Raw genomic sequence first — 25418 nt, 5'->3', positions numbered from 1 at the left:
TACTTGATTTTAAGAGGGGGTTTTTGGATAAATGTACCTATATTAAAAATGAAGAATCCTATTGCATCAATGATTTTAGCATTTTTTTGAGGAATATACTGGATGTATTTTTACAAAACTGTAATGTTTCTGTTGTTCTTTTTTATAATAAAGTAACATATTTTTAATGTTGTAGCAGACAAAAAAGCGGCTATCTCTTTACATAGACGAAGGAGATAGCCGTTTTCCTATTATTACGTATGTTACGAGTTATTACGAGTTGGTTTCAATTGCTTCTAATAATAGATCTACAATGTGAATTCCTCTCATTTTATGAGAAAGATCTTCTCGTTCAATACCTAGTTTCATTTGTAATAGACATCCAGGATTTGCAGTAACAATTGTCGCTGCATCTGTTTCATGCACACGGTCCATTTTGTAATCTAGAAACTCCATTGATAACTCTGAATGAACAATATTATAAATACCAGCAGAACCACAGCAGCGGTCTGCATCTTTCATTTCACGATAGATTGCACCTTTGATGGCCTCTAGTAACATACGAGGTTCAGAAGATGTTCGCATAACATTGCGTAAATGACAAGAGTCTTGATACGTAATGATTTGCGGCGTGAGTCGTAAGTCATTACGTTTATGGAAATCTAGTTCTACTAATATAGCAGTAATATCTTTAATTTTAGAAACAAACTGCTTTGCGCGTTCTGCCCACTCTGGATCATCCTTTAGTAAATAATCATAATCTACGAGGTAAGCTCCGCAACCACCTGCATTCGTAATAATATAGTCGATGTTTAAATCTTCGAATGCTTCTATATTTCGCTTCGCTAATTCTTTTGCTCCACTTTTTTCACCAGCATGTCCGTGTAATGCCCCGCAGCAACTTTGTGATTTCGGAATAACGATATCACAACCAGCTAACTGAAGAAGTTTCATCGTTGCGTTATTTGTTTCTAAAAACATCGTATCCATTAAACAGCCTGTGAAGAATGCAACTTGTTTCTTCTTTGCCACCTCAGCAGGTAAAAATTCAGGACGATCTTTCATTGCTTTCATTTTAGGGACTTTTGGCAAAACGAGGTCCATCGTTGCAAGTGTTTCAGGGAATAACTTCATAATACCTGTTTTATGTGTTAGCGTTTGTAAACCAGAACGCTGGTAAAATCCGATTAGTCCTGTTAATGTTCGCATTCGGTTTTGATGCGGGAATAGTCCTTCAAAAACAACTTTACGAACAGCTCTCACGGGCATGGAGAACTTTTTATTTTGATTAATAATATCACGAGCTTCTTCTAATAAATGTCCATAATTCACACCAGATGGACAAACAGGTTCACAAGCGCGGCAGCCAAGGCAAACATTTAATGTATCTTCAACATCTTCATCCGGCTCAATTAAACCATCAGCGACGGCTTTCATTAAGGCGATACGTCCGCGTGGGGAATGTGATTCTTTATACCCAGATTGAATGTAAGTAGGGCAAGTTGGTAAACAAAAGCCGCATCGCATACAGTTTAGTAGTTCATCTTCACTTAATCGTTCTTTAAATTCCTTTTGAATGTTTTCTTTATTTAATGTGGTCATCGCTCAACCACCACTCTTTTACGAGAGTCTTTCGCGAACATCTTTCCAGGATTCATAATGTTGTTTGGGTCGAAGGCTTGTTTAATCCCTTGCATAGCAGCAATACCTTCTTTACCTAATTTCATTTCTAAATACGGAGCTTTCATTGCGCCAACACCATGTTCACCAGTAATCGTACCACCAAGCTCAATCGCTTTCGCAAATATTTCAGCAAAAGCTTGTTCGGCACGATGCATTTCTTCTTCATTACGGGCATCTGTCATACAAGTTGGATGCAAATTGCCATCACCAGCATGACCAAAAGTACAAATAGGAATATTATATTTCTTTGCAATTGCATTAATTGCTTCAACCATTGGAGCGATTTGTGAACGTGGTACAGTTGCATCTTCTAATATTGTTGTCGGTTTTAGTCTTGCAAGTGCTGATAGTGCACTACGGCGTGCTGTACGAAGCGCATCTGCTTCGGCTTCATCTTTTGCAATGCGAACATCGACCGCATTCATAGCACGGCAAACGTTAGCCATTTTTTCAATATCTCGATTGACAACCTCGGGCGGGCCATCTTGTTCAATTAATAAAATTGCTTTGACATCAGTTGGTAAACCGATTTGTGCAAACTCTTCTACAACTTCAATTGTCGGTTGATCTAAAAACTCAAGTGTCGCAGGAATGATTTTATTTGCAATAATAGCAGAAACAGCTCGAGCAGCTTCGTTAATATCTTCATATAGCGCAAGCATCGTTTTCTTCGTTTCAGGCATAGGGACAAGTTTTAATATAGCTTCTGTAACAACACCAAGTGTTCCTTCAGAACCAATAAATAAACGAGTTAAATCATAACCAGCTACATCTTTTGCTAATTTACCGCCAGTGCGAATGATATCGCCGTTCGGTAAAACAATTTTAAGCCCCATTACATAATCACGTGTTACGCCATATTTTAAACCACGTAATCCGCCGGAGTTTTCATTAATGTTACCGCCGATTGTAGAAATTTTCATAGAGCTTGGATCTGGTGGATAAAATAAACCTTTTTCTTCTACTGCTTTAATAATATCAAGTGTAATGACACCAGCTTGTACGGTAATTGTTAAATTCTCTTCATCAATTTCTAAAATATTGTTCATATGGCGGAAAATAAGGACGATACCGCCTTCTAGTGGACAAGTTCCTGCACAAAGGTTTGTTCCAGAACCACGAACATACACAGGGATTTTGTGAGCGTTACATACTTTTAACACTTCAGCTACTTCATTTGTATTACGAGGAGCAATGACTGCATCAGGCATCGCTTGGAAGTTTGGAGTGGCATCATAACTATAAGTTAAACGCCCCATATTGGATGTATCTACATTATCTTCGCCAACAATAGATACGAATGAATCAATAATTTGCTTTTCTAACATTGGAAATCCCCCTCAAACTGTTAACGTATTTCGTCATAATAAAAAACGTTGTAACAGTGCTTTCGTTATAATGATAAAAAAGTTGGGGGATTCTTTCTATGTACAATCATCTAAAGATTAATCTATTTTATCATTATTTTTTGTATGATTATCTAATAAGAGGAGTGCGAAGTATAAAACATTTAAATCTTTGAATTGTTTCGGGTCAAGTCCTGTATGCTCTTCAATCTTTTTTAGCCTGTAATGCAATGTGTTAATGTGTATATGTAATTGCTCAGCTGTCTGCTTATAAGATTGGTTATAATCGATAAATAAACGTAAAGTGTGCATAAGCTCAGGAGATGATACTAAGTTTTCAATGGTACGCTCTAGAAACTGTTCTCGAGTTTCAGTAGAAATATCTTGTAAGCACATTTCTAAACGTAAATCTTCATTAAATACAATTTTTTTCGTTTCAAGTGATACTGAAAGGGCGCGTAATGCTTGTTCGTACGATAAGTTCATATTGCTTGGCGTAACTGTTTGTCCAATCCCGATATATAAAGTAATAGAAAATAAAGTTTCACAGTCTTGCTTTAACCGTTTTAAAAATTGAAAGGTTTGCTCTTTGGATTGGATTGTTGTAAACAAAATAAACCGATCATTTCCCCAGCGAACAAATAAATTTTCTTTTGCTAAAATGTTGCGCATATGTTGCCAAATTTTACGCTGGAGCATCGTATTATCTTGGGCGATTGATAATAAAATAAGTTGTTTCTTCTTATATAAATCAATGCCAAGCGTTTTTGCACGATCGAGAAAACTTGGAGACCAGTCTGTATTTTGAAGCCAATCAAAGACAAATGCTTCATAAGAACGGTGCTCAAGTTCTAGTTGTTCTAAAAAGTAGTTTTCATGAATTAATAATTCGGTCATCTTACGTAATATTTCTCCGTATTGTGAAATATTTTCAGGTTCTCCTGTAATTCCAATCACGCCGATTACTTCGTCATGGAATAGTAAAGGAAGATTCATACCAGCTTTTACACCTTGCAGTCGTCGTTCATCATCTTTTGTAATAATGACAGTTTTCTTTTGTTTCGCACAGCGGAGTGCACCTTCATGAAATTGACCGATTCTTTCCGCATCTGTACTTGCGATAATAATGCCTTGTATATTAATAATAATAATGTTTTCAGTAATTAATCTGCGTACTTCACGTACAATTTTATTCGCTAAATCAGGAAAAAGCATAATTTACACACCTCAAATTCTATTTGTTGTACATTATATATGTAAGTTTATTAATAAAGGAAGATTTCACATTTTCCACACATTTATTTGTTATTTTACAATTATAACGAAATCATCTGAAGATGGAGGGAATCTTTTGAGAAAGTATGTTTTTCTTCTCTGTTTTTTATTTCTATTAGTAGGGTGTCAAGGAAGTTCGTATACACCGATTGCTAAAGATAAAAGTGTTATTATAACAACGAATATAAAGGAAGGTAGTATTAGTTTTATTGATAAAAAAACAAAGAAGCTATTAACAACATGGGAATTAAATGAGCCGATTGCGGGGGTTACGCTACTTCCAAATGGCGAAGAAATACTTGTTTATGGTAAGCAATTAGAATATATGTATGTATATTCACTAGCAGAAGGAAGACAAGTGGACAAATATAAGACTGGAAAAGGAATTGCTAATGTTATCGCATCAGATGATGGAAAACAATTATTTGCTGCCGATCAAAATGAACAAAAGGTAAGGTTCTTTACGATAAAAGGAAAAGAGACAGGGAGTGTTTCAACAGGAAAAGGGCCGATAACGATGGTAGAGCATCATAACCAGTTATCAGTACTCAACTTTTATGATACGAAACTAACGACCATTGATACAAAGAAAAAAGAAGTGATACAGTCCTTTATGATTCCACCAGCATCAACAGGAGCAACGGTTAGCGCTGATGGGAAAGAAATATGGATTGGTGGACATGGTGATGGAAGTCAAGTGAATGAGAAAGTATTAGTGTATTCTTTACAAAGCGGAGAGATGATGCGTTCTTTACATGCTCCGTTTATGCCTGTGAATATAACAAAGGATGATAAGTTTGTATATGCGCTAAGTCACGGTTCAAATACGCTTAGAAAGTTTGATGCAAGTACGTATCAAGAGGTAGGGTTTGCAGAAGTAGGATCTAATCCATTTGCATTTTTGAAAAGCGGGGCAGAAGGATATGTAGCTAGTTATGATAGCGATGAAGTATGCGTAATGGATATGAAGAATATGAAAATAAAACAAACAATTAAAGTCGGAAAAGGACCGTTTCAACTCATAGAGAGAGAAGGGGAAGGACAATGAGTAAATATAACGTGCTAGTCGTAGATGATGAAAGTGATATGAGGCAACTTGTCGGAATGTACTTAGATAACTTCGGATACGAGTGGGGAGAAGCTGAAAATGGAAAAGAGGCACTTCGAAAATTAGAGACGGATCATTACGATTTCGTTGTACTAGATATTATGATGCCTGAGATGGATGGGCTTTCAGTTTGTAAAGAGATTCGAAAAACGTCGGATGTACCTATTATATTTTTAACAGCAAAAGGTGAAGAGTGGAATAGGGTGAACGGCTTACGTATGGGAGCAGATGATTATATTGTAAAGCCATTTAGTCCCGGGGAACTAATTGCTCGTATGGAAGCTGTTTTAAGACGATATACAAAGCAAGAACAGCAAGAAGAGATTCAATTTGGACCGATTCTTATTAATGAAAAAAGTAGGAGGGTCGAGACGAATGGTGAGACGATTCCTCTTACGGTAAAAGAGTTCGATTTACTATATTTTCTTTGCCAACATAATGGACAAGTATTTAGCCGGGAACAATTGCTTGAAAAGGTGTGGGGATATGATTATGCAGGAAGTACAAGAACGGTAGATACGCATGTGAAAACGATGCGTCTAAAGCTAGGAGAAAGTGGAAACTACATTCAAACCGTTTGGGGTGTAGGTTATAAATTTGAGGTGTAACGTATGTTTACGATGGTACAAAAGCTTTGGCTTACAGTAGTATGTGCAGTATGTGTAACAGTTTCCTTTCTTTATTTTGTATCTTTATACTCATATGAAAAGTTATACGTTGATAATTTAAAAGATTCATTAGTAATGGAAGGGAAACGTCTTGCCACGCAATATGATAAACGTGAAGGAGTATCCACTTTTGAAGAGAAAGTAAGGGCATATGATCAAATATCTAGTTCAGATGTCCTTTTCGTATACAATCCGCGTGATTTAAGCGCATGTTTGCCTTTTGATGTTCACCATCATTCTCTTATAAGTGAAGGGGATAGACAGGCACTATTAGATGGGAAAACTGTGACAAAGATAGGGTATGAAGAACATTTTGATCGTAATATTATGGGTGTTGTCATCCCTGTTTTAGATAATAAAAAATTAGTTGGTATTGTATACTCTTATATTCCTTTAAAAAGTATAAAAGACTTAATATTTGATATGGGTCTTATTTTAGCGCCGTTAGCACTTGCAATGATTTTAATTACAATATGGATTGGTAGAAAAATTATTATCGCCATTACGAGACCGCTTTCGCAAATGGAACGAGTTGCAAATCATTTGGCTACTGGAGATTTCTCAGAGCGGATTACAATTTCTTCAGAAGATGAAATTGGACGATTGGGAAAAGCCTTTAATAAAATGGCAAATTCCTTAGAAACAGAAGATGTAAAGCGTAAGGAATTTTTAGCTAATGTTTCGCATGAACTTAGAACACCGCTTAGTTATATTAAAGGATATAGTGAAGCTATTTTAGACGGTGTAGCGAAGGGGCCGCAGCAGGAAAAAGTAACGCAACTTATTCATAAAGAAGCAGGTCGCATGCAGCGCCTCGTTCATGATTTATTAGATCTAGCGCAGCTAGAAGGTGAACACTTTCCCCTAAAGAAACAACCTATCGTTTTTTCACAGCTTATTGAAGATGTACTAAATACGTACGAGTTACAGTTTGTAGAAAAAACCCTTCGTATTTCAACGAATTTAAATCCTGAAATTATCGTAATGATTGATGAGGATCGTATGCAACAAGTACTTCATAATGTGTTAGATAATGCGATACGTTATACAAATCAAAACGGGGATATCATAATAACATTAAAGCAAATCGATGATTATTGTGAATTGCACATAAAAGATACAGGAATAGGTATTGATAGAGAGCATTTAGAAAATCTGGGGGAACGCTTTTACCGAGTAGATAAAGCGAGAAGTCGTCAACACGGTGGAACAGGTTTAGGTCTTGCAATTGTAAGGCAAATTGTTCATATACATGACGGTGAGTGGAGAATAGAAAGTGAAAAAGGTAAGGGCACGACAGTTAGTATTAAATTAAAAGCACAAGATGAGGAGAGCATATTCTAACTTTTGGAATATGCTCTTCATATTGAAGGTAAATAGTTACGCGTAAATGTATTAATTAATATCAAACAAATATCAAAAATTTGACTATTTTATGAACAAAACATTTGTACTTCTTACTAATTCGTTCTAAAATAGTTATGGATGCTAAGTTCTTATAAAACGTTACAATTGTTGTTTGGAAGATACTGAGGTGATTTAACTGGAGTACAAATCTATTAAACCGAAAAAAATTTACGAAGAAGTATCTGAAGCTATTTTAACAATGATTAAAAATGGTACGTTAAAACCTGGTGACAAACTACTTCCTGTTCATCAATTAGCTGAGCAGTTTCAAGTTGGCAGATCTGCTGTTCGTGAAGCGCTAAGTGCGCTAAGAGCAATGGGCTTAATTGAAATGAAACAAGGAGAAGGTACATATGTAAGGAATTTCGATCCTTCTTCATTAACAAAATCACTAAATAACAAGTTATTAATGAAGAAAGAGGATATTTTGAATTTATTAGAAGTACGGAAGGTGCTCGAAGTGGGGGCAGTTCGAGCGGCAGCGGCAAAACGTACGGGAGCTAATTTGCAAAATATGAAGCAGTGGTTAGATGAAATGGCAAAGAGCATTGGAGATGAGAAGGCTGGTGAAAAAGCAGACTTTCATTTTCATATGGGAATTGCAGAATCTTCGCATAATAACATCTTGCTTGAGCTCATGAATCATGTTTCAGAGATGATTGCTGAAACGATTGGTGAATCAAGACGCATTATTTTATATGGTGAACAAACAACATCAGAACGACTTTTAGAAGAGCATCAATCTATATATGATGCGGTGTTAAAGCAAGATGTGGAATTAGCGCAGCAAGCGATGCTAGATCATTTAACAAATGTAGAACATATTGTCACAGGTAAAAGCGATATAAATTCGTAATTTAATCTTTTAAAAATCTAATTTTCTGATAAAATAGAGAGAGATTAAGTAAGCGTTTTCTTTAGAAGGGGGAGAGGATAGGCCATGGTTGAGCCTACTTCTTCTAATCTTAGTCATCTGATGACCATATGATTTTTGGCGGAGTTGTAATGAGGGGGAATTATAGTTATGAAAGTTACTTTATTTGTTACTTGTTTAGTCGATATGTTTGAAACAAACGTCGGTAAAGCAACAGTTGAAGTATTGGAGCGTTTAGGTTGTGAAATTGAATTTCCAGAAGCACAAGTTTGTTGTGGTCAGCCTGCTTATAATAGCGGCCATGTAGAAGCAGCAAAAGAAGCGATGAAACATATGATTGAAACTTTCGAAGATGCAGAATATATCGTTACGCCATCTGGATCTTGTGCGACAATGTTTCATGAGTATCCGCATGTTTTTAAAGATGATCCGAAGTGGGCTGAACGTGCACAAAAGGTTGCTGATAAAACATATGAATTTACACAATTTATTGTAGATGTTTTAAAAGTTACAGATGTTGGTGCAAGTTTACCAGGGATAGCTACTATTCATAAATCTTGTCATATGACACGCCTGCTTGGAGTAAAAGAGGCACCAGGAATTTTATTATCAAGCGTAAAAGGATTAATTGTGAGAGAACTGCCGAACGTGCAAAATTGTTGTGGGTTTGGGGGAACGTTTTCAGTTAAGATGACTCCAATTTCTGAGCAAATGGTAGATGAAAAAGTAGATAGTGTAATGGAAACAGGTGCTGATTATTTAATCGGTGCAGATTGTGGGTGTTTGTTAAACATTGGCGGACGTATTGAGCGTTTAGGAAAAGAAGTAAAAGTAATGCATATTGCTGAGGTCTTGAATAGTCGCTCATGAAGGGGGAACATAAGCTATGTCTATGAAAATCAGTGAGAAAAAATTTAATGATCGCGTTGGCGATGGAATTCAAGATTCGTTTATGCGCGGAGCGGTATCTTCTGCACAAACGCGTTTATATACAAATCGATTAAAAGCAGCTGACGAGTTGGGAAACTGGGAAGAGTGGCGTGAACTAGGTGAACAAATTCGTCAACATACGTTAGAAAATCTTGATTATTATTTAATGCAGTTAAGTGAAAATGTATCAAAAAGAGGCGGTCACGTTTACTTTGCGAAAACGAAAGAGGATGCAGCAAAGTATATTCAAGACGTTGCAAAAAAGAAACAAGCGAAGAAAGTTGTAAAATCAAAATCAATGGTAACTGAAGAAATTAGTATGAATCATGCCCTTGAAGAGATTGGTTGTGAAGTGTTAGAGAGTGACTTAGGAGAGTATATCTTGCAAGTAGATAACGATCCACCATCACATATTATTGCGCCTGCACTTCATAAAAACAGAACGCAAATTCGTGATGTATTTAAAGAAAAACTTGGATATGAAAATTCTGATGATCCATACGAAATGACAAAGTTTGTTCGTAAACAACTTCGTGAGAAATTTATGGATGCAGAAATTGGTGTGACAGGTTGTAACTTCGCTGTTGCAAATACTGGCTCTCTTTGTTTAGTGACGAACGAAGGTAATGCCGATCTTGTCATGTCGATTCCGAAAACACAAATTGCAGTAATGGGTATGGAACGTATGGTTCCGACAATGGAAGAATTAGATGTTTTAGTTGGTTTACTATGTCGTAGTGCGGTAGGTCAAAAATTAACAAGTTATGTAACAGTAGCAGGACCAATTCAAGAGGAAGAGGTAGATGGACCAGAAGAGTTTCATTTAGTCGTTGTTGATAATGGCCGCTCTCAAATTCTTGGATCGGAATTCCGTTCAATATTGCAATGTATTCGTTGTGCCGCTTGTGTTAACGTATGTCCCGTATATCGTCACGTTGGTGGACATTCGTATGGATCTATTTATTCAGGACCAATCGGTGCGGTATTAACACCACTTTTAGGTGGGTATGACGATTACAAAGAGCTTCCTTATGCATCTAGTTTATGCGGAGCATGTACAGAAGCTTGTCCAGTAAAAATTCCATTACATGATTTATTATTAAAACATCGTCAAGTCATCGTTGAGCAAGAAGGTCGTGCCCCACTTGCAGAAAAATTAGCAATGAAAATGTTTAGTATGGGTGCTTCTTCAGCAGCTTTATATAAAATGGGATCGAAAATGGCACCGGCAGCAATGAGTCCATTTACATCTGGTAACCGTGTATCAAAAGGTGTTGGACCACTTAAAAACTGGACGGATATTCGTGAATTCCCAGCTCCAAGTAAAGAACGATTCCGTGATTGGTATAAAGATCATAAGAAAGGCGGGGACAAATAATGACAGGATTAATTCAAAACCGTGAGTCCTTTCTAGATAATATCGCAAAAGAACTTGGGCGCGCGCGTAAAACAGAAGGCGTAGAACGTCCAGCATGGAAAAGTAATGTGAATGTAGAAACGTTAAAAGATTATTCACAAGAAGAATTGTTAGAAGTATTTAAAAAGCAATGTACAAACATTCATACAACTGTTGTGGAAACGACAAACGACCGCTTACGTGAAGATATTCAAAAAGTAATCGTTGAAAACGGCGGAGGACCTATTATATTATCAGCAGATGAACGTTTTGATTCCTATGGATTGACTTCTTTATTTAAAGAAGAGCTTCCAAAGCAAAATGTTGAGGTAAATGTATGGGATCCTGAGAAAAAAGAAGAGAATATGCGTATAGCGGAAAAAGCGAACATCGGTATTGCATTTAGTGATTATACTTTAGCTGAATCTGGTACGATTGTTGTACAAAGTTATAAAGGACAAGGGCGTTCTTTACACTTTTTACCGACTGTATACTTTGCTATTATTCCACGTGAAACACTTGTACCGCGTATTACACAAGCAGTTCAACATATGAACTCACGTGTGGAAAAAGGTGAAGCAGTCGCATCTTGTATTAACTTTATTACAGGACCAAGTAACTCTGCGGATATTGAAATGAATCTTGTTGTCGGAGTACACGGGCCATTAAAAGCCGTATATTTCATCGTATAAAATAGGGGAAAGCAGGCCGGAAAACGGCCTGCTTTTTTAATAGAATAAAGATAATATGAAGTAGAAGTTCTCTCCTTTTTTTGTTATGTTCTTTTGGAAAGGAGAGGAAGGGATGTTCACTTATTTATATGCATTGTTAATAGGTATGGTGTTTGGTTCTTTTTTTATGGTGATTGCGATGAGAGTCCCAGTAGGGGAATCTATTATTACACCGCGTTCGTACTGTCATTACTGCAAGTATACGTTACAGCCGAAAGAACTTATTCCAATCATTTCATTTTGTATACAAAAAGGGCGTTGTACGAATTGTAAAAGGAAAATCTCAAGTTTGTACATAGTATTTGAATTTGTTACAGGCAGTTTATTTTTTCTTACTGTATATGTAATTGGAATGGAACGAGAGCTCATCATCATTTTATCGCTTTTTTCGTTACTTCTAATTATTTCAGTTACAGATTTAGTATATATGCTAATACCTAATCGTATTTTAATTTGGTTTGCGCTTTTGCTTATTTTAGAATGTATTTTTGTACCGTTAGTTACTTGGATAGATAGTTTAGCTGGCAGTGGAACTATATTCATTTTGTTATATTGCATGCAAAAGATTTATCCAGATGGTCTTGGCGGAGGTGATGTAAAATTACTTTCGTTACTCGGATGTATAGTCGGAGTGAAAGGGGTTTTTATAACTTTATTTTTAGCATCTTGCTTTAGTCTTTGTTTTTTCGGAATAGGTATAGCGCTAAAGCGTATAAAAATAAGAACTCCAATTCCGTTTGGACCTTTTATTAGCCTTGGAGCAATATGTTATGTGTTGGTCACATATGCAAAATAGAGAGGAGATAGAAAATGAATGTATATATGGATGATCAAAGAAGTTGCCCATACGGATATGTTTTGGCAACTACAGTAGAATCTGCCTTGCAAATTGTTAGGGACAATGAGGTGAATATTATTTCCCTTGATTATAATATGGGATGGCGACAAAAAAGTGGGTTAGATTTCGTAGAAGCTTTCTGCAACGAAGGTTTATATGTTAATGAAATTCACCTTCATACAAATGATGTCATCGGTATGCATCAGATGAAAAAGAGCATAGAGAGAGGGAAGGAAAACGGGGGAATTAATCCTTATATTGCCTTGAAATATGTAGGGAGCTAAAAACTCCAAAGTGAAACTTTGGAGTTTTTAATGTTTCATATGTGCTTGTAAAGGAATAATTTCCTCTGTTTGAGCTCCAACTAATTGAGTTTTCTCTTGTTCAACAACAGGTGCTTTCTTTGTTAAGTAATGATATACCATACCGACAAATACGGATCCGCCAATAATGTTACCGATTGTAACTGGAATTAAGTTATGAATAGCGCCCGCAAAAGAAATTGTCTCAGGATGTGGTGATACTAAAGATAAAGCAAACAGTGATAAGTTAGCAATGCTATGCTCATAACCAGATAAAAAGAAAGTGAAAACGAGCATCATCATCATTAATATTTTGGCTGTGTCACCTTTCACTTGAGAAGGTAAGAAGCAGGCAAGACATACGAGCCAGTTACATAAAATCGCTTTAAAGAATAATTGCATTGTAGGTGTATTCATCTTTCCTTCAACAACTTTATTCATTAAATGACTGTGATCAATTGCTTCGAAAATTCCAGTTGCGTAAAATAGTAAGGCAAAGAATAAAGCGCCAGCTAAGTTACCTGCATAACAAGCAACCCAGTTGCGAAGTGTATCAGAAATCGTTGTTTCTTTTCTTAAAGTTGCCACTGTGAAGTACATCGTATTGCCAGTAAATAATTCAGCGCCGCCATATATAATAAGTACGAGAGCAATTCCGAAAAACATGGAGGAAGCTAAATATGTTGCTGGTGAATCTGCAATATGAAAAAAGTTACCTAATTTAAAACATAGTACAATAATAAAACCGATATAAATGCCCGCAAGTGCAGCACGAATGAAATATTGCATTGGATTTATATCTAGCATTTGTTTTTTGCTCTTAGCCAGTTTTACAACGTAATCTAATCCTTGTTCTAGCATGAGTAATACGCTCCTTTAATACATCGTCTATAAATACTCCTTATATGAATAAGGTACATGGATTTGTTCATAGTTTCAATAAGTTTGTGCAATGTTTCACAAAAAGGACATACATCTAGAAGGGAAGCGCTTACAAAAGGTAGTATAATGGAATTTTTTCTAAAAATAGAGAGGGGGATTGAAACGAGAAAAAAGAAAAAGCGCTGTAATTACAGCGCTTTTTCGTCTAAATTCTTTTCTACTTTTACTTCTACTTCTTTCGAGAAGAACCAACCGCCAACTGCGATTCCAACTAATACAATCCAGAAAGTAAGTTTCCACGGAGTAGATGTTGGGAATGAATGCGGAATTACATTTAATGCAGGGTGTGCTAATGTATAAACTGCTAATTTCACACCAACCCAACCTACAATTAAGAATGCTGCAGTTTCAAGTCCTGGTTTACGTTTTAAAATTTGTACGAAAGCAGTTGCTGCAAATCGCATAATGATTAATCCGATAAGTCCACCTACAAAGATAACAATGAATTGTCCAGTATCAAGACTACCGATTGTACCTAATCCTGTTTTCGGTAAAGTCATTGCTAATGCAACAGCAGCTAAAATTGAATCAACTGCGAAGGCGATATCAGCAACCTCGACTTTAAATACAGTCCACCAAAAGTTCTCTTGTTTTTTCTTTGCTTCTTTTTCTTCTGTTTCTTCATCTGAATTCTTTTTAACATACGTTTTAAATAAGTGATTACCAGCGATAAACATAAGGTAAATTGCACCGATTGCTTGCACTTGCCATACATCGACTAGGAACGAAATCATAAATAGTGATCCGAATCGGAAAACGAACGCTCCTGCTAATCCATAAAATAGTGCTTTCTTTCGTTTTTCTTCTGGTAAATGTTTTACCATAATTGCGAGAACGAGAGCGTTATCAGCCGCTAAAATCCCCTCTAGTGCAATTAGGATGAGTAATACCCAACCATACTCCAATAATAATGATACATCCATGTAAATTCTCCTCTCACTTCTATAAAGTCTAAACAAGTGAAGAAGTTCCCACTGTTTAGTTTCCCCATACTCCTGCGCATCAACGGTGGAGGAAATTTGAAAACAAAAAAGACCTCTGCCGTTGATAGGCAAAGGTCTTGCTAGACATATGTAATGAAAATGCCAACAAAGCCGGAAGAACTAAGTTCTACGTAATGACGACTTTGTTTCCAAGAAATAGTTCTTGGACGCTACTCCCCTTTGGAGATATGCTATTGTACTCTCATTATATGGATAATTTATACGGTTGTCAACCTGTTAAAATATCTTCGTTTGGATATTTTATTTTTCTTTGTTTTTTACGTGCAAATGAAAAGGCTAATGTTAAAGGCCCCATCTTTCCAAAAAACATCATAAAGATAATAATTGTTTTGCCGATGATTGTTAAGTGTGGTGTCAAATTCATGCTAAGGCCGACAGTTCCAAATGCTGAAAATACTTCAAAAGCACTCATTAATAAAGGAACCTTCTCAGTGATGCTTAAAATTAAAATGGAAAGAAAAATAAACGAAATTGAAATAATAGTAATCGTTAATGATTTGACAATGAGCGTATCTTTAATGGATTTTTTAAACACGACAATATCATCTTGTTCTTGCAAAAATTTAAATACGCCGAAAAACATAATTAAAAAAGTTGTTAATTTAATTCCACCACCAGTAGAAGCACTGCCAGCACCAATAAACATAAGAAGCATCATTAATAAAAGTGATGGTTTAGATAGAGCGGCAATATCCACTGTATTAAACCCAGCTGTACGAGTCGAGATTGCTTGAAAATAAGCAGCCATACCTTCTTCAAATGGTGTAAATCCTCTCATAGAAAGAGAATTATGGAACTCGAATATAAAAATAAAAGCTGTAGCAATAATATTGATGATTAGAGTAGAAGAGAGCATAAGCTTTGAGTGTAAAGTAAGGTTTTTAAAGTTTTTCTTTCTTTTTATATCTACGATAACCGTAAAACCAATCCCACCTAAAATAATGAGGGAAGAAATAACGAGATTGACGAGAATGCTATGGGAGTGCGGCATTAAATTATCGCTCCACACAGAAAACCCAGCATTGTTAAAGGCTGAGATAGAATGAAAAAAGCTATAATATATACCTTTGGCAACCCCGTATTTTGGTACCCATTCAAAAGAGAGAAGTAAAGTAGCGATACATTCTACAGTAAAAGAAAATAAAAATAACGCTTTTGCAAGACGAATGATTCCGCCGACATTTGTTTGGTTTAATGCTTGTTGTAATAAAATCCGGTTTTGAAGGCCGATTTTTCTGCCGAGCATAATTGCAATTAAAACAGCAAAGCTCATAATGCCAAGCCCGCCAACTTGTATAAGTGTTAAAATGACACATTGGCCAAATAAGGTAAATACTTTACCAGTGTCCACAACACCAAGCCCTGTAACCGTACAAGCAGAAACCGTTGTAAATAAAGCATCGAGCCATGAAATAGACGTTGTTGTAGCAATTGGCAATTTCAATAGGCATGTACCGATAATTGATAGCATAATAAAAGATACAGTAAGAACACGGGGAGGACTCATGCTAATGTTAATCCGTTTCATTTCACATATCGTTCCTTTCGATTTGCTCTTACTAGTATGTGAAGAAGCACTATTATGTATGTTAAAAAAGAAAGAGGCAGAGAATATCTGCCTCTAAGCCATAGGTTATATAGTTATCCGCGTAATTGTTGTTGAGCTAAAGCAACAAGACGTTTCGTTACTTCACCGCCAACTGATCCGTTAGAACGAGATGCTGTATTAGATCCTAAGCTTACACCGAATTCTTGTGCGATTTCATATTTGAATTGTTCAAGTGCTTGCTCTGCACCCGGAACTAGTAATTTGTTTGTTTTCACCATGTTGATACACATCCTTAAAGAGTAATCCAGTTTAGCTAAGTGCTATCTGGTAATGTTATTTTATGTGTAAACGACGTACTCATACACGGAAGTAAACGGTGTGATTAGAAGTTCTTGGATAGAAAAAAGAGTAGCAAATTTGCTACTCTTTTTTCAGTATTGTCGCTGTACCTTCTACGACAATATCATCAGATTGATTATATATGTTTGTTTGCAATGTGATAATTTTTTTATCGTCCCGTTTTTTAATAACTTCTGCCACAACGCGAAGTGTATCACCGATTTTGACAGGAGCACGGAATGAAACGTTTTGTGATAAATAAATCGTATTTTTGCCAGGAAGTTTCGTTCCAAGAATGGTAGAAATAAAACTTGAAACGAGCATGCCATGGGCAATACGTTCTTTGAACATTGTCGTTTTTGCAAAAGAGTCTAGAATGTGAATAGGATTTACATCTCCAGTCAATTTTGCAAAATTGATAACGTCCTCATCCGTAATTTTTTTTGTAAGCGATGCTTGATCACCGACTTGAATCTCATCGTAACGAAGCTCCGGAACAGTTTGTGCTTCTTGAAATGGATTCATTTTGTCCTCCTTCTTTTCCATATCGAAAAATGTAAGCCATCTTGATGTAGTAGGAGGAAGAAAGAGTTTTGTTTGTGCTGCAGTTAGTTGCCACATTTTTCTTACTTGATGGAAGTAAATAGATTTTTTGAGTTTTCCTCGAACTGCTTTGCGAGTTCTAGTTGTTTGGACTTGAACTCTCCCAAAAAAACTTCTAACTGTTTTTGAACCTCTTCACGTTGCGACTGTTGTTGTTCGATAAAGAGTTTTGTTGTTTCTTCAAATTGGCCGCTAGTTTGAGTAAGAATAGACAAAGATGTTTTCGTAGGCGAAACAGTAAGTTGGTGCATTTGATTAGAAAGCTCATTCCACTTTTCTTGCCACTCGTTAATTTGATCATTTAAGGAGTTTCCAGTTAATTGCTTCACATAGTCTGTATATTGGTTATTGAACTGAGCAGTGAATTGGTGTAGTTCTTTTTCTAGTTCATCTACTCCTGATGTTAATTTATGCAAAGCGTCTTGTTGTTGTTTTAACGTTTCTAAAGTAAGTTGCTCTAATTGTTTCCCAGCTGAAGAGAAGAGGGAAAGAGATTGAGACCAGTTTTTCCAAAATGCATCGACTAATTCGTATGGCTTAGTTTCCATTGTTTGACCTCCAAATGTTTTTTTGCATATTGTGAACGCAGATTACTCTGCTGTACCACCAGGTGAAGATGAAGAATCCTTTTCATCCTTTTCTGGAGAAGTAGAAAATGGAAAGAATGCATTGGTGTATAACGTGAAAAACGTCCGCAACATATTTTGATAATGTTCAAAAGAAGTCGCACATGTTGTTAAATATTGCTCTCCATATTCTGTTAAAGAATAAATTCGTTTCGCTGGCCCGCCTTCGCTTGTATCCCAAGTAGAAGAAATAAGATTTTCTTTTTCTAATTTGCGTAGTGTCCTATACACATTACCTTGGTCAACAGAAGAAAAGCCGATGTCCATTAGCATTTGAATAAGTTTGTAACCATGAAGACTCCAGTCTTTTAGACAGAGAAGTAAGAAAGGAACTAAGAAGTTTTTTGGCATGGAGTTTGGTTGTTTCGCTTGGTTTTTTTCCAAACTTTCTGGGTGTTCTGGTTCATTATGTAGCATGATTGTGCATCACCTCATGAATCAGTTAGATGGAATTTTTTGCTTATAAGTGCAATTTACACCTATCTGTTTTTAATGTCAATACATTTGTTAGAAAATAAAGAAAAATAAAATATATACTTGAAGTTTTATTCGGAATATTAGAAAATAGTGAATAGGTTGAATTGTTTCAAAAACGAAAAAGGGAGTGTAGTCGAAGTGATTGATCAAAAATTCGATCCATTGCAAGCATGGAAAAATGCTTATGAACAAACCGAAACATTTTGGGGAAAAGCGCTCAATGAAACAATTAAAACAGAAGAATATTCTGCTTGGATGGGCAGCGTTCTAGATTTGAATTTGTTTTATCAAAAAGCATTAAATGATACGACAAAAAATTATTTAGAACAGGTGAATGTGCCGACGAGAGAGGATATCGCTAGAGTAGCTACGCTTGTTATTAACTTAGAAAATAAAGTTGATAATATCGAGGAAATTCTAGAAGAGAAAGTGGATTCATTAGGACAAGCCCCTACATTAAAGCGTGATGTTACGAAAGTAAAACAAGATATGCGCACGTTAGAAACGAAAGTTGATCAAATTTTAGAATTGCTAGAAAAGCAAAATGCAGTACTAGCTAAACTACAAGTACCTGTAAAAGAAGAAGTAAAGCCTGTAAATAAGCCAGAAAATAAAAAATGATAATCGCGTTTGTTTATAACGTGTAAAAGAGAGAGGGAGAATCTCTTTTCATGTATAAACAACGAAACATAATTAATATATGGACTCAATTAGTATGAGTACCAAAATGATTCATAACAATCGTTCACAAATTCATTTAAGGGGGAAAAGAAATGGTTCAATTAAATGGCAAAGTAGCAATCGTAACAGGTGGGGCAAAAGGAATTGGAAAAGCAATTACAGTAGCATTAGCAGAAGAGGGAGCAAAAGTAGTTATTAACTATAACAGCAGTAAAGAAGCAGCTGAAAACTTAGTAAATGAATTAGGAAAAGAAGGACATGACGTTTATGCAGTTCAAGCGGATGTTTCTAAAGTAGAAGATGCAAACAGACTTGTAGAAGAAGCTGTGAATCATTTTGGTAAAGTTGATATTCTTGTTAATAATGCTGGTATTACAAGAGATCGTACATTCAAAAAATTAAATCGTGAAGATTGGGAGCGCGTAATTGACGTGAACTTAAGCAGTGTATTTAATACGACAAGTGCGGTACTTCCATACATATCGGAAGCAGAAGAAGGAAGAATCATTAGTATTTCTTCTATTATTGGCCAAGCTGGTGGATTTGGACAAACAAACTACTCAGCAGCAAAAGCAGGTATGCTAGGATTTACAAAATCATTAGCGTTAGAACTTGCAAGAACAAATGTAACTGTAAACGCAATTTGCCCAGGATTTATTGATACTGAAATGGTAGCAGAAGTACCAGAAGAAGTGCGTCAAAAAATCGTTGCGAAAATCCCGAAAAAACGTTTTGGTCAAGCTGATGAAATTGCAAAAGGTGTAGTATATCTATGCCGTGACGGTGCGTATATCACAGGTCAGCAATTAAACATTAACGGCGGATTATACATGTAATGAAGTAAGAAAAAAGTGCATATCCATAGCAGGAATGCACTTCTTTTTTTAGAAAGAAATTGACCAAAAAGGAGATAGAAAAAATGACTACATTCGTAACAGAATGGGAAAAGCAATTGGAGTTGTACCCAGAAGAATATCGTAAAGCATATCGCCGTGTGAAAAGAGCGAGCGAAGTTTTATTACGCGAACCAGAACCACAAGTTGGTTTAACACCGAAAGAGGTTATTTGGACGAAGAATAAAACGAAGCTTTATCGTTACATTCCAAAACAAGAAAAAACACAGAGAGTTCCAATCTTATTAATATACGCTCTTATTAATAAACCGTATATTATGGATTTAACTCCAGGTAATAGTTTAGTGGAATATTTAGTAGATCGTGGTTTTGATGTGTATATGCTTGATTGGGGCACATTTGGTTTAGAAGATAGTCATTTGAAATTTGATGATTTCGTGTTCGATTATATTGCAAAAGCAGTGAAAAAAGTAATGAGAACTGCAAAATCGGACGAGATTTCTTTACTTGGTTATTGCATGGGTGGAACGTTAACATCTATTTATGCAGCGCTTCATCCGGACATGCCAATTCGAAACTTGATTTTTATGACAAGTCCTTTTGATTTCTCTGAAACAGGGTTATACGGTCCTTTATTAGATGAGAAATATTTCAATTTAGATAAAGCAGTTGATACATTTGGAAATATTCCACCAGAAATGATTGATTTCGGAAATAAGATGTTAAAACCAATTACAAACTTTGTCGGTCCATATGTTGCTTTAGTCGATCGTTCAGAAAATGAGCGCTTCGTCGAAAGTTGGAAATTAGTTCAAAAGTGGGTAGGCGATGGTATTCCGTTCCCAGGTGAATCGTATAGACAATGGATTCGTGATTTTTATCAAAATAATAAATTAGTGAAGGGTGAACTCGTTATTCGCGGACAAAAGGTAGACCTTGCAAATATTAAGGCGAATGTCTTAAATATTTCTGCGAAGCGTGATCATATCGCTCTGCCATGTCAAGTAGAAGCTTTACTTGATCATATTTCTAGCACAGATAAAGAGTATGTATGTTTACCGACAGGACATATGTCTATTGTGTATGGTGGAACGGCTGTAAAGCAAACATATCCGACGGTTGGAAATTGGCTTGAAGAGCGTTCTAATTAAAGAGAAAAAATCCAACTAGCGTATGTTAGTTGGATTTTTTTATGGAAAATGACGAAACATAGAAAGGAGAAAATTATATGGTAGGAGTATAATTATGAAGCTTATGACTGGTAAGTTGTTTTGGAATTCTGGAGTTTCTGTACCTTGTTATCCAACGTTAGAAAATGATATGATATGTGATGTGCTCGTAATTGGAAGTGGAGAAGCGGGTGCTCATATAGCGTATTCGTTAGCTAAAATTGGAATGCGTGTTATGCTCATTGAAAAAAGAGCAATTGCATGTGGTAGCACAGCTGCAAATACAGGATTATTACAATTTGTTCATGATAAATCGTTAACCTCTCTTATTCATACATTTGGTGAAGAGAAAGGGGTACGAGCATATAGACTTTGTTATGAAGCGCTGCAAACAATGGAGAAGGTTGTGCCAACTCTCGATATTGATCCCCATTTTATTCCGCGAAATAGTTTGTATTATGCAAGTAGAGATGAGGATGTTTCATTTTTACAAGAAGAATATAATACGTTACGCCATTATGGATTTCCGGTTGAATATTTTACAGAGTCTGATATTAAGAAACGTTATTCATTTGCAAAACAAGCAGCGTTATATACAAGCGGTGATGCAGAAGTGAATCCGTATTTATTAGCGCATAGTCTTTTGCATAAAGCGAAACAAATGGGCGCTACTATATACGAACATACAGAGGCATTACATATTAAACAAATCCAAAATGATTTAATTTGTTACACGAATACAGGAAATAAAATAGTAGCAAAGAATATTATTATGGCGACAGGTTATGAAGCAATTTTTGGAAAGAAAGAAAAAAATACAACAGTAGAAACGTCTTATGCCGTTGTGACAAATAAGATAGATTATTTTGAAGGCTGGCATGAGCAATCGTTAATTTGGGAAACAGCACGTCCGTATTTGTATAGTCGAACGTATCAAAACCGCATTGTTATAGGCGGATTAGATGAGGCGCTGAAAATTCAAAAAATCGGCGATACGAAATTATTGCATAAGCGTGATCTTCTTATTAACATTGTAAAAGAAATGTTCCCGCAGTATAAAAATATACGGGCAGAGTACTATTGGGCAGCAGCATTTGGTGGCAGTCATGACGGTCTTCCTATTTTAAAAGAAGATAAAAAAATACATAATTTATATTACGCACTGCCGTATGGGGGAAATGGAACTGTATACGGAATGGTATTTGCGAAACTATTTCAGCAGTTATTTACAAATGAAGAAAGTGATGATTTTTCTTTATTTAATCGATAGAAAAAAAAGGTAGCGAAGTGATGGAATGAGAGATATAAAAAAGTTTTTACAAAAGTTACGTCCCGTACAACTTATCGTTGTATTTTATTTACTAGCAGTAGTCGTATCGGTAATTTTGCTTAGTTTACCATTTGTTACGAAGCCTGAAGTGAAATGGACATTTATCGATGCACTATTTACATCTGTTAGTGCGGTAAGTGTTACAGGACTGTCTGTTGTTACGATTTCAGATACGTTTACAACGGCAGGAATTATTGTTTTAGCCCTTATTTTACAATTAGGCGGATTAGGAATTATGGCGCTTGGTACATTCGTCTGGATTATAACGGGGAAAAAGATTGGTTTGCAAAGAAGAAGATTAATTATGGCAGACCATAACCAAGGGAATTTATCGGGCCTTGTAGAATTGATGCGTTCTATTTTAATTGTAATTATTTCGATAGAACTCATTGGAGCAATCCTGTTAGGTACAAGGTTTTTACTATATTTCCCGACTTGGCAAGAAGCTTATTTTCACGGTTTCTTTGCCGCTGTGAGCGCAACAACGAACGGAGGATTTGATTTAACAGGACAATCACTTATTCCGTACAAAAAAGATTATATTGTTCAAATGATTCATATGTTGCTTATTATTTTAGGAGCTATCGGTTTCCCAGTGTTAATGGAAGTAAAACAATTCCTTAGTAAAAGGCGACAACCACTATTTCGCTTTTCGTTATTTACAAAATTGACGACAACGACATTTTTTGTACTCGTTATTGTTGGAACAATTATGATTTTTCTATTAGAACGAAATCATTTTTTAGTAGGAAAGTCATGGCATGAAACTGTATTTTATACATTATTCCAATCTGTGACGACGCGAAGTGGAGGACTCGCTACAATGGACATACGTGAATTATCACAACCAACGCTTTTATTTATGAGTATATTAATGTTCATTGGGGCATCTCCAAGTTCAGTTGGGGGCGGAATACGTACAACAACATTTGCAGTTAGTATATTATCGTTATATACATTTGCAAGAGGCGGGAGAACAGTCCGAGTTTTCAAACGTCAGCTACATGAAGAGGACGTGTTGAAAGCATCTGTCGTTATGACGATGGGGATTTTATTATGTGCCTCAGCGCTATTCATTTTATCTATTACGGAAAATGTACCGCTTATGAGCTTAATCGTTGAAGTTTGTTCTGCTTTCGGAACGACGGGACTATCAACAGGTGTTACTCCTGATTTAACAACTGTTGGTAAACTTGTACTCATTGTACTTATGTTTATCGGACGCGTCGGTATTTTAACATTTATATTAGCTAGTGGCGGAAGAGAGCAACCAGCTCGCTATAAGTACCCGAAAGAGCGAATTATTATTGGATAGTATGAAACCATTCTACCTGAGTTAGGTAGAATGGTTTTTTTAGTCGTTAATTCCGAATTGGGGATGCATAAAAGCATCATTTTTATTATCAACTTCGTTTTTAAGTAATTCTTGATTTTCTTCTGCAATCCATCCGATATCATTTGTAGGATGGATCCATTCTTCCCCAGCCATAATGGCAGGATCTACCTCATCACTCCAATTATTAAGAGGACTGTTAGTGGAATCGTATTTACTGTCTCCAATTACAACATTATATTGATTTATAAAAGGTTGTTGCATCTTTTTGCCTGTGCCTTTAAAAGAAGGAAAGTTCATTTGATGAGGGAGCGTCTCGTCTAAAATTGGCGATTGTATCGTTTCTTTTTCTTTCAAAGTAATCGCTCCTTTTTGTAATGGCTTGTTCGTATGTAGTATTTCCATCTATAAGCTCTTATGTACTTGTTAACACTTCCCAGTAATAATTACTGTAAGTTGTTTCAAACTAGAATAGAAAGTTATTTCGTGAGAGCAGGTGAATATGTTGGTAAAAAGAAAAGTAAAACAAAATGCAGCAATTAATAATAATAAAACTCCGAAAGAAAGCTTACCAGATGCAGAATTTGCATTAGAGTATGAAGGAGAAAATAGTGCGAAGTATGCAAATCGTAATTCAAAAAAAGGTAAACAAAAATGAGGCGTTTTTTACAAACGCCTCATTTTTTTGTGGGATTATAAAGGTTTTTTTAATTATTTGTAAATTTCACGTTTGATATTAGCAGAAAAATGCGAAAAAACATAGAAGTAGCAACGTATTACACAAAAACAAACAACAAACAAAAGATTAATGTTGGTTTAATACTGCTTTTACACTAGTTGTTTATATTAGAGTTGTACATAAGATTTGTAAAAGGAGAGAGAGAGACAGTGAAAAAAACAATCTTTAAAGCTGTAGCAACTGGAATGGTATTTTCGTTATTAATGGGGTGTGGTGCAAAGAAAGAAGAAAGTGCTGGAGCAAAAGTAAAAGATGATAAATTATCTGGATCATTAACTGTCTACACAGCGATTGAAGAAGAGCTTGTACCGATTTATCTTGATTCTTTTAAACAGAAGTACCCAGACGTGAAGTTGAACATTGTTCGTGATTCAACAGGAGTTATTACAGCGAAATTGCTAGCTGAAGGAAAAAATACACAAGCAGATGTTGTATGGGGAACTGCAGCGTCTAGTCTATTAGCTTTAGAGAAAAAAGATATGTTAAAAGGATACTCTCCAAAAGGAGCAGATCGTGTCCTTCCGCAATTTAAAGACGATAAGAAACCAGAAAAATGGGTAGGAAATACTGCATTTATGACGGGGATTGCTGTAAATAAAGAAGAATTGAAGAAGAAAAATTTACCGATGCCAGAATCATATGAAGATTTAACGAAACCAGAATATAAAGGAACGCTAGTTATGCCGCATCCGGCTTCTTCTGGAACAGGATTTTTAACAGTTTCTGCATGGCTACAAATTATGGGAGAAGATAAGGGCTGGGATTACATGAAGAAACTTCATGATAATATGGCAACTTATACTCATTCAGGTTCAAAACCAGCGAAATTAGCAGGCGCAGGTGAATATCCAGTTGGTGTATCAATGGTTTATAGTGCTTTGAAAGAGAAACAAAAAGGTGCACCAGTTGAAGTTGTACTGCCGAAAGAAGGATTAGGCTGGGAAGTAGAAGCGAACGCACTTATTAAAAAAGATAATGCTAAAAATGATAAATTAGCGCAAGCATTTTTAGATTGGGCAATTACAGATGATGTAATGAAGTTATACTTCGAGAAAAATGGATTTGCGACAATTAAAAATGATTATAAACTTCCAGATGGATTCCCTAAAGATGTGACAGAAAAGTTATATAAAAAGAATGACTTTAAATGGGCAGCAGAAAATCGTGACAAAATTTTAGAAAAATGGGAAAAAGAGTTTGGCCAAAAAGCAGAACCGAAAAAGTAAGTGAGTGGG

At 35.8% G+C, this 25418-nt stretch carries 27 protein-coding genes and 1 riboswitch; of the genes, 16 read left to right on the top strand and 11 right to left on the bottom strand.

The features are described from left to right. Positions 1–252 precede the first annotated feature (252 nt). The 3 genes from ABH960_RS13485 to ABH960_RS13475 form a co-directional block, all read right to left on the bottom strand. Positions 253–1581, bottom strand: a complete 1329-nt coding sequence (locus ABH960_RS13485; RefSeq protein ID WP_404445721.1) for a (Fe-S)-binding protein — start codon at positions 1579–1581, stop codon at positions 253–255. Next, positions 1578–2990 (bottom strand): glycolate oxidase subunit GlcD, encoded by a 1413-nt coding sequence (glcD, locus tag ABH960_RS13480; protein WP_404445718.1) that lies wholly within the window; start codon positions 2988–2990, stop codon positions 1578–1580. Before glcD ends, ABH960_RS13485 begins: the two co-directional genes overlap by 4 nt. Before the next feature lie 117 nt (positions 2991–3107). Next, positions 3108–4223 carry a CdaR family transcriptional regulator gene (locus ABH960_RS13475; protein ID WP_404445715.1) on the bottom strand — a complete coding sequence of 372 codons (1116 nt, stop codon included), beginning with the start codon at positions 4221–4223 and terminating at the stop codon, positions 3108–3110. A gap of 136 nt (positions 4224–4359) precedes the next feature. Here ABH960_RS13475 and ABH960_RS13470 point away from each other — a divergent pair, with 136 nt between their 5' ends. The 9 genes from ABH960_RS13470 to ABH960_RS13430 all read left to right on the top strand — a co-directional run bounded on the left by ABH960_RS13470 (position 4360) and on the right by ABH960_RS13430 (position 12519). Next, a complete protein-coding gene (locus ABH960_RS13470) occupies positions 4360–5331 on the top strand; it encodes a YncE family protein (RefSeq protein ID WP_404445712.1) in 972 nt (323 codons plus the stop codon). Further along, a complete protein-coding gene (locus ABH960_RS13465) occupies positions 5328–5999 on the top strand; it encodes a response regulator transcription factor (protein ID WP_002126137.1) in 672 nt (223 codons plus the stop codon). The genes ABH960_RS13470 and ABH960_RS13465 overlap by 4 nt, the downstream gene beginning before the upstream one ends. Positions 6000–6002: 3 nt before the next feature. Continuing rightward, the gene (locus ABH960_RS13460; protein ID WP_078421964.1) at positions 6003–7403 is read left to right on the top strand and encodes a sensor histidine kinase; all 1401 of its coding nucleotides are present in this window, start codon (positions 6003–6005) and stop codon (positions 7401–7403) included. Positions 7404–7632: 229 nt separating this feature from the next. Then, positions 7633–8322, top strand: a complete 690-nt coding sequence (locus ABH960_RS13455) for a FadR/GntR family transcriptional regulator (protein ID WP_404445982.1) — start codon at positions 7633–7635, stop codon at positions 8320–8322. A gap of 168 nt (positions 8323–8490) precedes the next feature. After that, positions 8491–9210, top strand: a complete 720-nt coding sequence (locus ABH960_RS13450; protein WP_060751334.1) for a (Fe-S)-binding protein — start codon at positions 8491–8493, stop codon at positions 9208–9210. A 16-nt stretch (positions 9211–9226) separates the two neighbouring features. After that, a complete protein-coding gene (locus ABH960_RS13445; protein ID WP_002011586.1) occupies positions 9227–10648 on the top strand; it encodes a LutB/LldF family L-lactate oxidation iron-sulfur protein in 1422 nt (473 codons plus the stop codon). Then, positions 10648–11358, top strand: a complete 711-nt coding sequence (locus ABH960_RS13440; RefSeq protein WP_404445707.1) for a LutC/YkgG family protein — start codon at positions 10648–10650, stop codon at positions 11356–11358. The genes ABH960_RS13445 and ABH960_RS13440 overlap by 1 nt, the downstream gene beginning before the upstream one ends. A gap of 112 nt (positions 11359–11470) precedes the next feature. Beyond that, the gene (locus ABH960_RS13435; RefSeq protein WP_242309976.1) at positions 11471–12193 is read left to right on the top strand and encodes a prepilin peptidase; all 723 of its coding nucleotides are present in this window, start codon (positions 11471–11473) and stop codon (positions 12191–12193) included. Between the two features lie 14 nt (positions 12194–12207). Further along, entirely contained in the window at positions 12208–12519 is a 312-nt protein-coding gene (locus tag ABH960_RS13430) for a cyclic-phosphate processing receiver domain-containing protein (protein ID WP_016101507.1), read from the top strand. 27 nt (positions 12520–12546) lie between these two features. On the opposite strand, the gene ABH960_RS13425 is transcribed toward ABH960_RS13430, so the two are convergent. From ABH960_RS13425 to phaQ, 7 genes are all read right to left on the bottom strand, one after another. After that, a complete protein-coding gene (locus tag ABH960_RS13425) occupies positions 12547–13398 on the bottom strand; it encodes a formate/nitrite transporter family protein (protein WP_002011581.1) in 852 nt (283 codons plus the stop codon). Between the two features lie 209 nt (positions 13399–13607). Continuing rightward, entirely contained in the window at positions 13608–14402 is a 795-nt protein-coding gene (locus tag ABH960_RS13420; protein ID WP_113936968.1) for a TerC family protein, read from the bottom strand. 76 nt (positions 14403–14478) lie between these two features. Then, positions 14479–14653, bottom strand: a riboswitch (yybP-ykoY riboswitch). 38 nt (positions 14654–14691) lie between these two features. Continuing rightward, positions 14692–16011, bottom strand: a complete 1320-nt coding sequence (locus tag ABH960_RS13415; RefSeq protein WP_113936969.1) for a TrkH family potassium uptake protein — start codon at positions 16009–16011, stop codon at positions 14692–14694. A gap of 113 nt (positions 16012–16124) precedes the next feature. Then, positions 16125–16310: an alpha/beta-type small acid-soluble spore protein gene (locus ABH960_RS13410; RefSeq protein WP_000241212.1), complete on the bottom strand. Its 186-nt coding sequence runs from the start codon at positions 16308–16310 to the stop codon at positions 16125–16127. A gap of 142 nt (positions 16311–16452) precedes the next feature. Beyond that, complete coding sequence (locus tag ABH960_RS13405; protein ID WP_001067911.1) at positions 16453–16896, bottom strand: MaoC family dehydratase; 444 nt, start codon at positions 16894–16896, stop codon at positions 16453–16455. A gap of 101 nt (positions 16897–16997) precedes the next feature. After that, positions 16998–17522 (bottom strand): polyhydroxyalkanoic acid inclusion protein PhaP, encoded by a 525-nt coding sequence (gene phaP / locus ABH960_RS13400; protein WP_404445698.1) that lies wholly within the window; start codon positions 17520–17522, stop codon positions 16998–17000. A gap of 42 nt (positions 17523–17564) precedes the next feature. Then, positions 17565–18017 carry a poly-beta-hydroxybutyrate-responsive repressor gene (gene phaQ, locus ABH960_RS13395; protein ID WP_000903018.1) on the bottom strand — a complete coding sequence of 151 codons (453 nt, stop codon included), beginning with the start codon at positions 18015–18017 and terminating at the stop codon, positions 17565–17567. Between the two features lie 198 nt (positions 18018–18215). On the opposite strand from phaQ, the gene phaR reads away from it, so the two are divergent. The 5 genes from phaR (at position 18216) to ABH960_RS13370 (ending at position 23426) form a co-directional block, all read left to right on the top strand. Next, complete coding sequence (gene phaR / locus ABH960_RS13390; RefSeq protein WP_000566956.1) at positions 18216–18698, top strand: polyhydroxyalkanoic acid synthase subunit PhaR; 483 nt, start codon at positions 18216–18218, stop codon at positions 18696–18698. Between the two features lie 152 nt (positions 18699–18850). Next, positions 18851–19594, top strand: a complete 744-nt coding sequence (locus ABH960_RS13385) for an acetoacetyl-CoA reductase (protein ID WP_000250406.1) — start codon at positions 18851–18853, stop codon at positions 19592–19594. A gap of 83 nt (positions 19595–19677) precedes the next feature. Then, positions 19678–20763 carry a class III poly(R)-hydroxyalkanoic acid synthase subunit PhaC gene (gene phaC, locus ABH960_RS13380; protein WP_002011573.1) on the top strand — a complete coding sequence of 362 codons (1086 nt, stop codon included), beginning with the start codon at positions 19678–19680 and terminating at the stop codon, positions 20761–20763. A gap of 94 nt (positions 20764–20857) precedes the next feature. Then, the gene (locus ABH960_RS13375) at positions 20858–22051 is read left to right on the top strand and encodes an NAD(P)/FAD-dependent oxidoreductase (protein ID WP_002011571.1); all 1194 of its coding nucleotides are present in this window, start codon (positions 20858–20860) and stop codon (positions 22049–22051) included. A gap of 25 nt (positions 22052–22076) precedes the next feature. Next, positions 22077–23426 (top strand): TrkH family potassium uptake protein, encoded by a 1350-nt coding sequence (locus ABH960_RS13370; protein ID WP_404445692.1) that lies wholly within the window; start codon positions 22077–22079, stop codon positions 23424–23426. A 39-nt stretch (positions 23427–23465) separates the two neighbouring features. On the opposite strand, the gene ABH960_RS13365 is transcribed toward ABH960_RS13370, so the two are convergent. Further along, the gene (locus tag ABH960_RS13365; protein ID WP_404445689.1) at positions 23466–23849 is read right to left on the bottom strand and encodes a DUF3905 domain-containing protein; all 384 of its coding nucleotides are present in this window, start codon (positions 23847–23849) and stop codon (positions 23466–23468) included. A gap of 97 nt (positions 23850–23946) precedes the next feature. On the opposite strand from ABH960_RS13365, the gene ABH960_RS13360 reads away from it, so the two are divergent. Together ABH960_RS13360 and ABH960_RS13355 are read left to right on the top strand one after the other, a co-directional pair. Further along, positions 23947–24102 carry a hypothetical protein gene (locus ABH960_RS13360; protein WP_002011566.1) on the top strand — a complete coding sequence of 52 codons (156 nt, stop codon included), beginning with the start codon at positions 23947–23949 and terminating at the stop codon, positions 24100–24102. 230 nt (positions 24103–24332) lie between these two features. Next, a complete protein-coding gene (locus ABH960_RS13355; RefSeq protein WP_113936972.1) occupies positions 24333–25409 on the top strand; it encodes a putative 2-aminoethylphosphonate ABC transporter substrate-binding protein in 1077 nt (358 codons plus the stop codon). Positions 25410–25418: the final 9 nt, after the last annotated feature.

This window comes from Bacillus sp. RC252 (genome assembly GCF_044909215.1).
Classification (GTDB): domain Bacteria; phylum Bacillota; class Bacilli; order Bacillales; family Bacillaceae_G; genus Bacillus_A; species Bacillus_A mycoides.
Note: the sequence above shows the minus strand (reverse complement) of the source record. Positions and strands in the feature narration are given on the sequence as shown.

What these genes read in the sequence shown, in the direction of transcription:
- ABH960_RS13485 (WP_404445721.1), bottom strand. Translation starts at nt 1,581, where the DNA reads ATGACCACATTAAATAAAGAAAACATTCAAAAGGAATTTAAAGAACGA.
- glcD (WP_404445718.1), bottom strand. Translation starts at nt 2,990, where the DNA reads ATGTTAGAAAAGCAAATTATTGATTCATTCGTATCTATTGTTGGCGAA.
- ABH960_RS13475 (WP_404445715.1), bottom strand. Translation starts at nt 4,223, where the DNA reads ATGCTTTTTCCTGATTTAGCGAATAAAATTGTACGTGAAGTACGCAGA.
- ABH960_RS13465 (WP_002126137.1), top strand. Translation starts at nt 5,328, where the DNA reads ATGAGTAAATATAACGTGCTAGTCGTAGATGATGAAAGTGATATGAGG.
- ABH960_RS13460 (WP_078421964.1), top strand. Translation starts at nt 6,003, where the DNA reads ATGTTTACGATGGTACAAAAGCTTTGGCTTACAGTAGTATGTGCAGTA.
- ABH960_RS13450 (WP_060751334.1), top strand. Translation starts at nt 8,491, where the DNA reads ATGAAAGTTACTTTATTTGTTACTTGTTTAGTCGATATGTTTGAAACA.
- ABH960_RS13445 (WP_002011586.1), top strand. Translation starts at nt 9,227, where the DNA reads ATGTCTATGAAAATCAGTGAGAAAAAATTTAATGATCGCGTTGGCGAT.
- ABH960_RS13440 (WP_404445707.1), top strand. Translation starts at nt 10,648, where the DNA reads ATGACAGGATTAATTCAAAACCGTGAGTCCTTTCTAGATAATATCGCA.
- ABH960_RS13435 (WP_242309976.1), top strand. Translation starts at nt 11,471, where the DNA reads ATGTTCACTTATTTATATGCATTGTTAATAGGTATGGTGTTTGGTTCT.
- ABH960_RS13430 (WP_016101507.1), top strand. Translation starts at nt 12,208, where the DNA reads ATGAATGTATATATGGATGATCAAAGAAGTTGCCCATACGGATATGTT.
- ABH960_RS13425 (WP_002011581.1), bottom strand. Translation starts at nt 13,398, where the DNA reads ATGCTAGAACAAGGATTAGATTACGTTGTAAAACTGGCTAAGAGCAAA.
- ABH960_RS13420 (WP_113936968.1), bottom strand. Translation starts at nt 14,402, where the DNA reads ATGGATGTATCATTATTATTGGAGTATGGTTGGGTATTACTCATCCTA.
- ABH960_RS13415 (WP_113936969.1), bottom strand. Translation starts at nt 16,011, where the DNA reads ATGAAACGGATTAACATTAGCATGAGTCCTCCCCGTGTTCTTACTGTA.
- ABH960_RS13410 (WP_000241212.1), bottom strand. Translation starts at nt 16,310, where the DNA reads ATGGTGAAAACAAACAAATTACTAGTTCCGGGTGCAGAGCAAGCACTT.
- ABH960_RS13405 (WP_001067911.1), bottom strand. Translation starts at nt 16,896, where the DNA reads ATGAATCCATTTCAAGAAGCACAAACTGTTCCGGAGCTTCGTTACGAT.
- phaP (WP_404445698.1), bottom strand. Translation starts at nt 17,522, where the DNA reads ATGGAAACTAAGCCATACGAATTAGTCGATGCATTTTGGAAAAACTGG.
- phaQ (WP_000903018.1), bottom strand. Translation starts at nt 18,017, where the DNA reads ATGCTACATAATGAACCAGAACACCCAGAAAGTTTGGAAAAAAACCAA.
- ABH960_RS13385 (WP_000250406.1), top strand. Translation starts at nt 18,851, where the DNA reads ATGGTTCAATTAAATGGCAAAGTAGCAATCGTAACAGGTGGGGCAAAA.
- phaC (WP_002011573.1), top strand. Translation starts at nt 19,678, where the DNA reads ATGACTACATTCGTAACAGAATGGGAAAAGCAATTGGAGTTGTACCCA.
- ABH960_RS13375 (WP_002011571.1), top strand. Translation starts at nt 20,858, where the DNA reads ATGAAGCTTATGACTGGTAAGTTGTTTTGGAATTCTGGAGTTTCTGTA.
- ABH960_RS13370 (WP_404445692.1), top strand. Translation starts at nt 22,077, where the DNA reads ATGAGAGATATAAAAAAGTTTTTACAAAAGTTACGTCCCGTACAACTT.
- ABH960_RS13365 (WP_404445689.1), bottom strand. Translation starts at nt 23,849, where the DNA reads ATGGAAATACTACATACGAACAAGCCATTACAAAAAGGAGCGATTACT.
- ABH960_RS13360 (WP_002011566.1), top strand. Translation starts at nt 23,947, where the DNA reads ATGTTGGTAAAAAGAAAAGTAAAACAAAATGCAGCAATTAATAATAAT.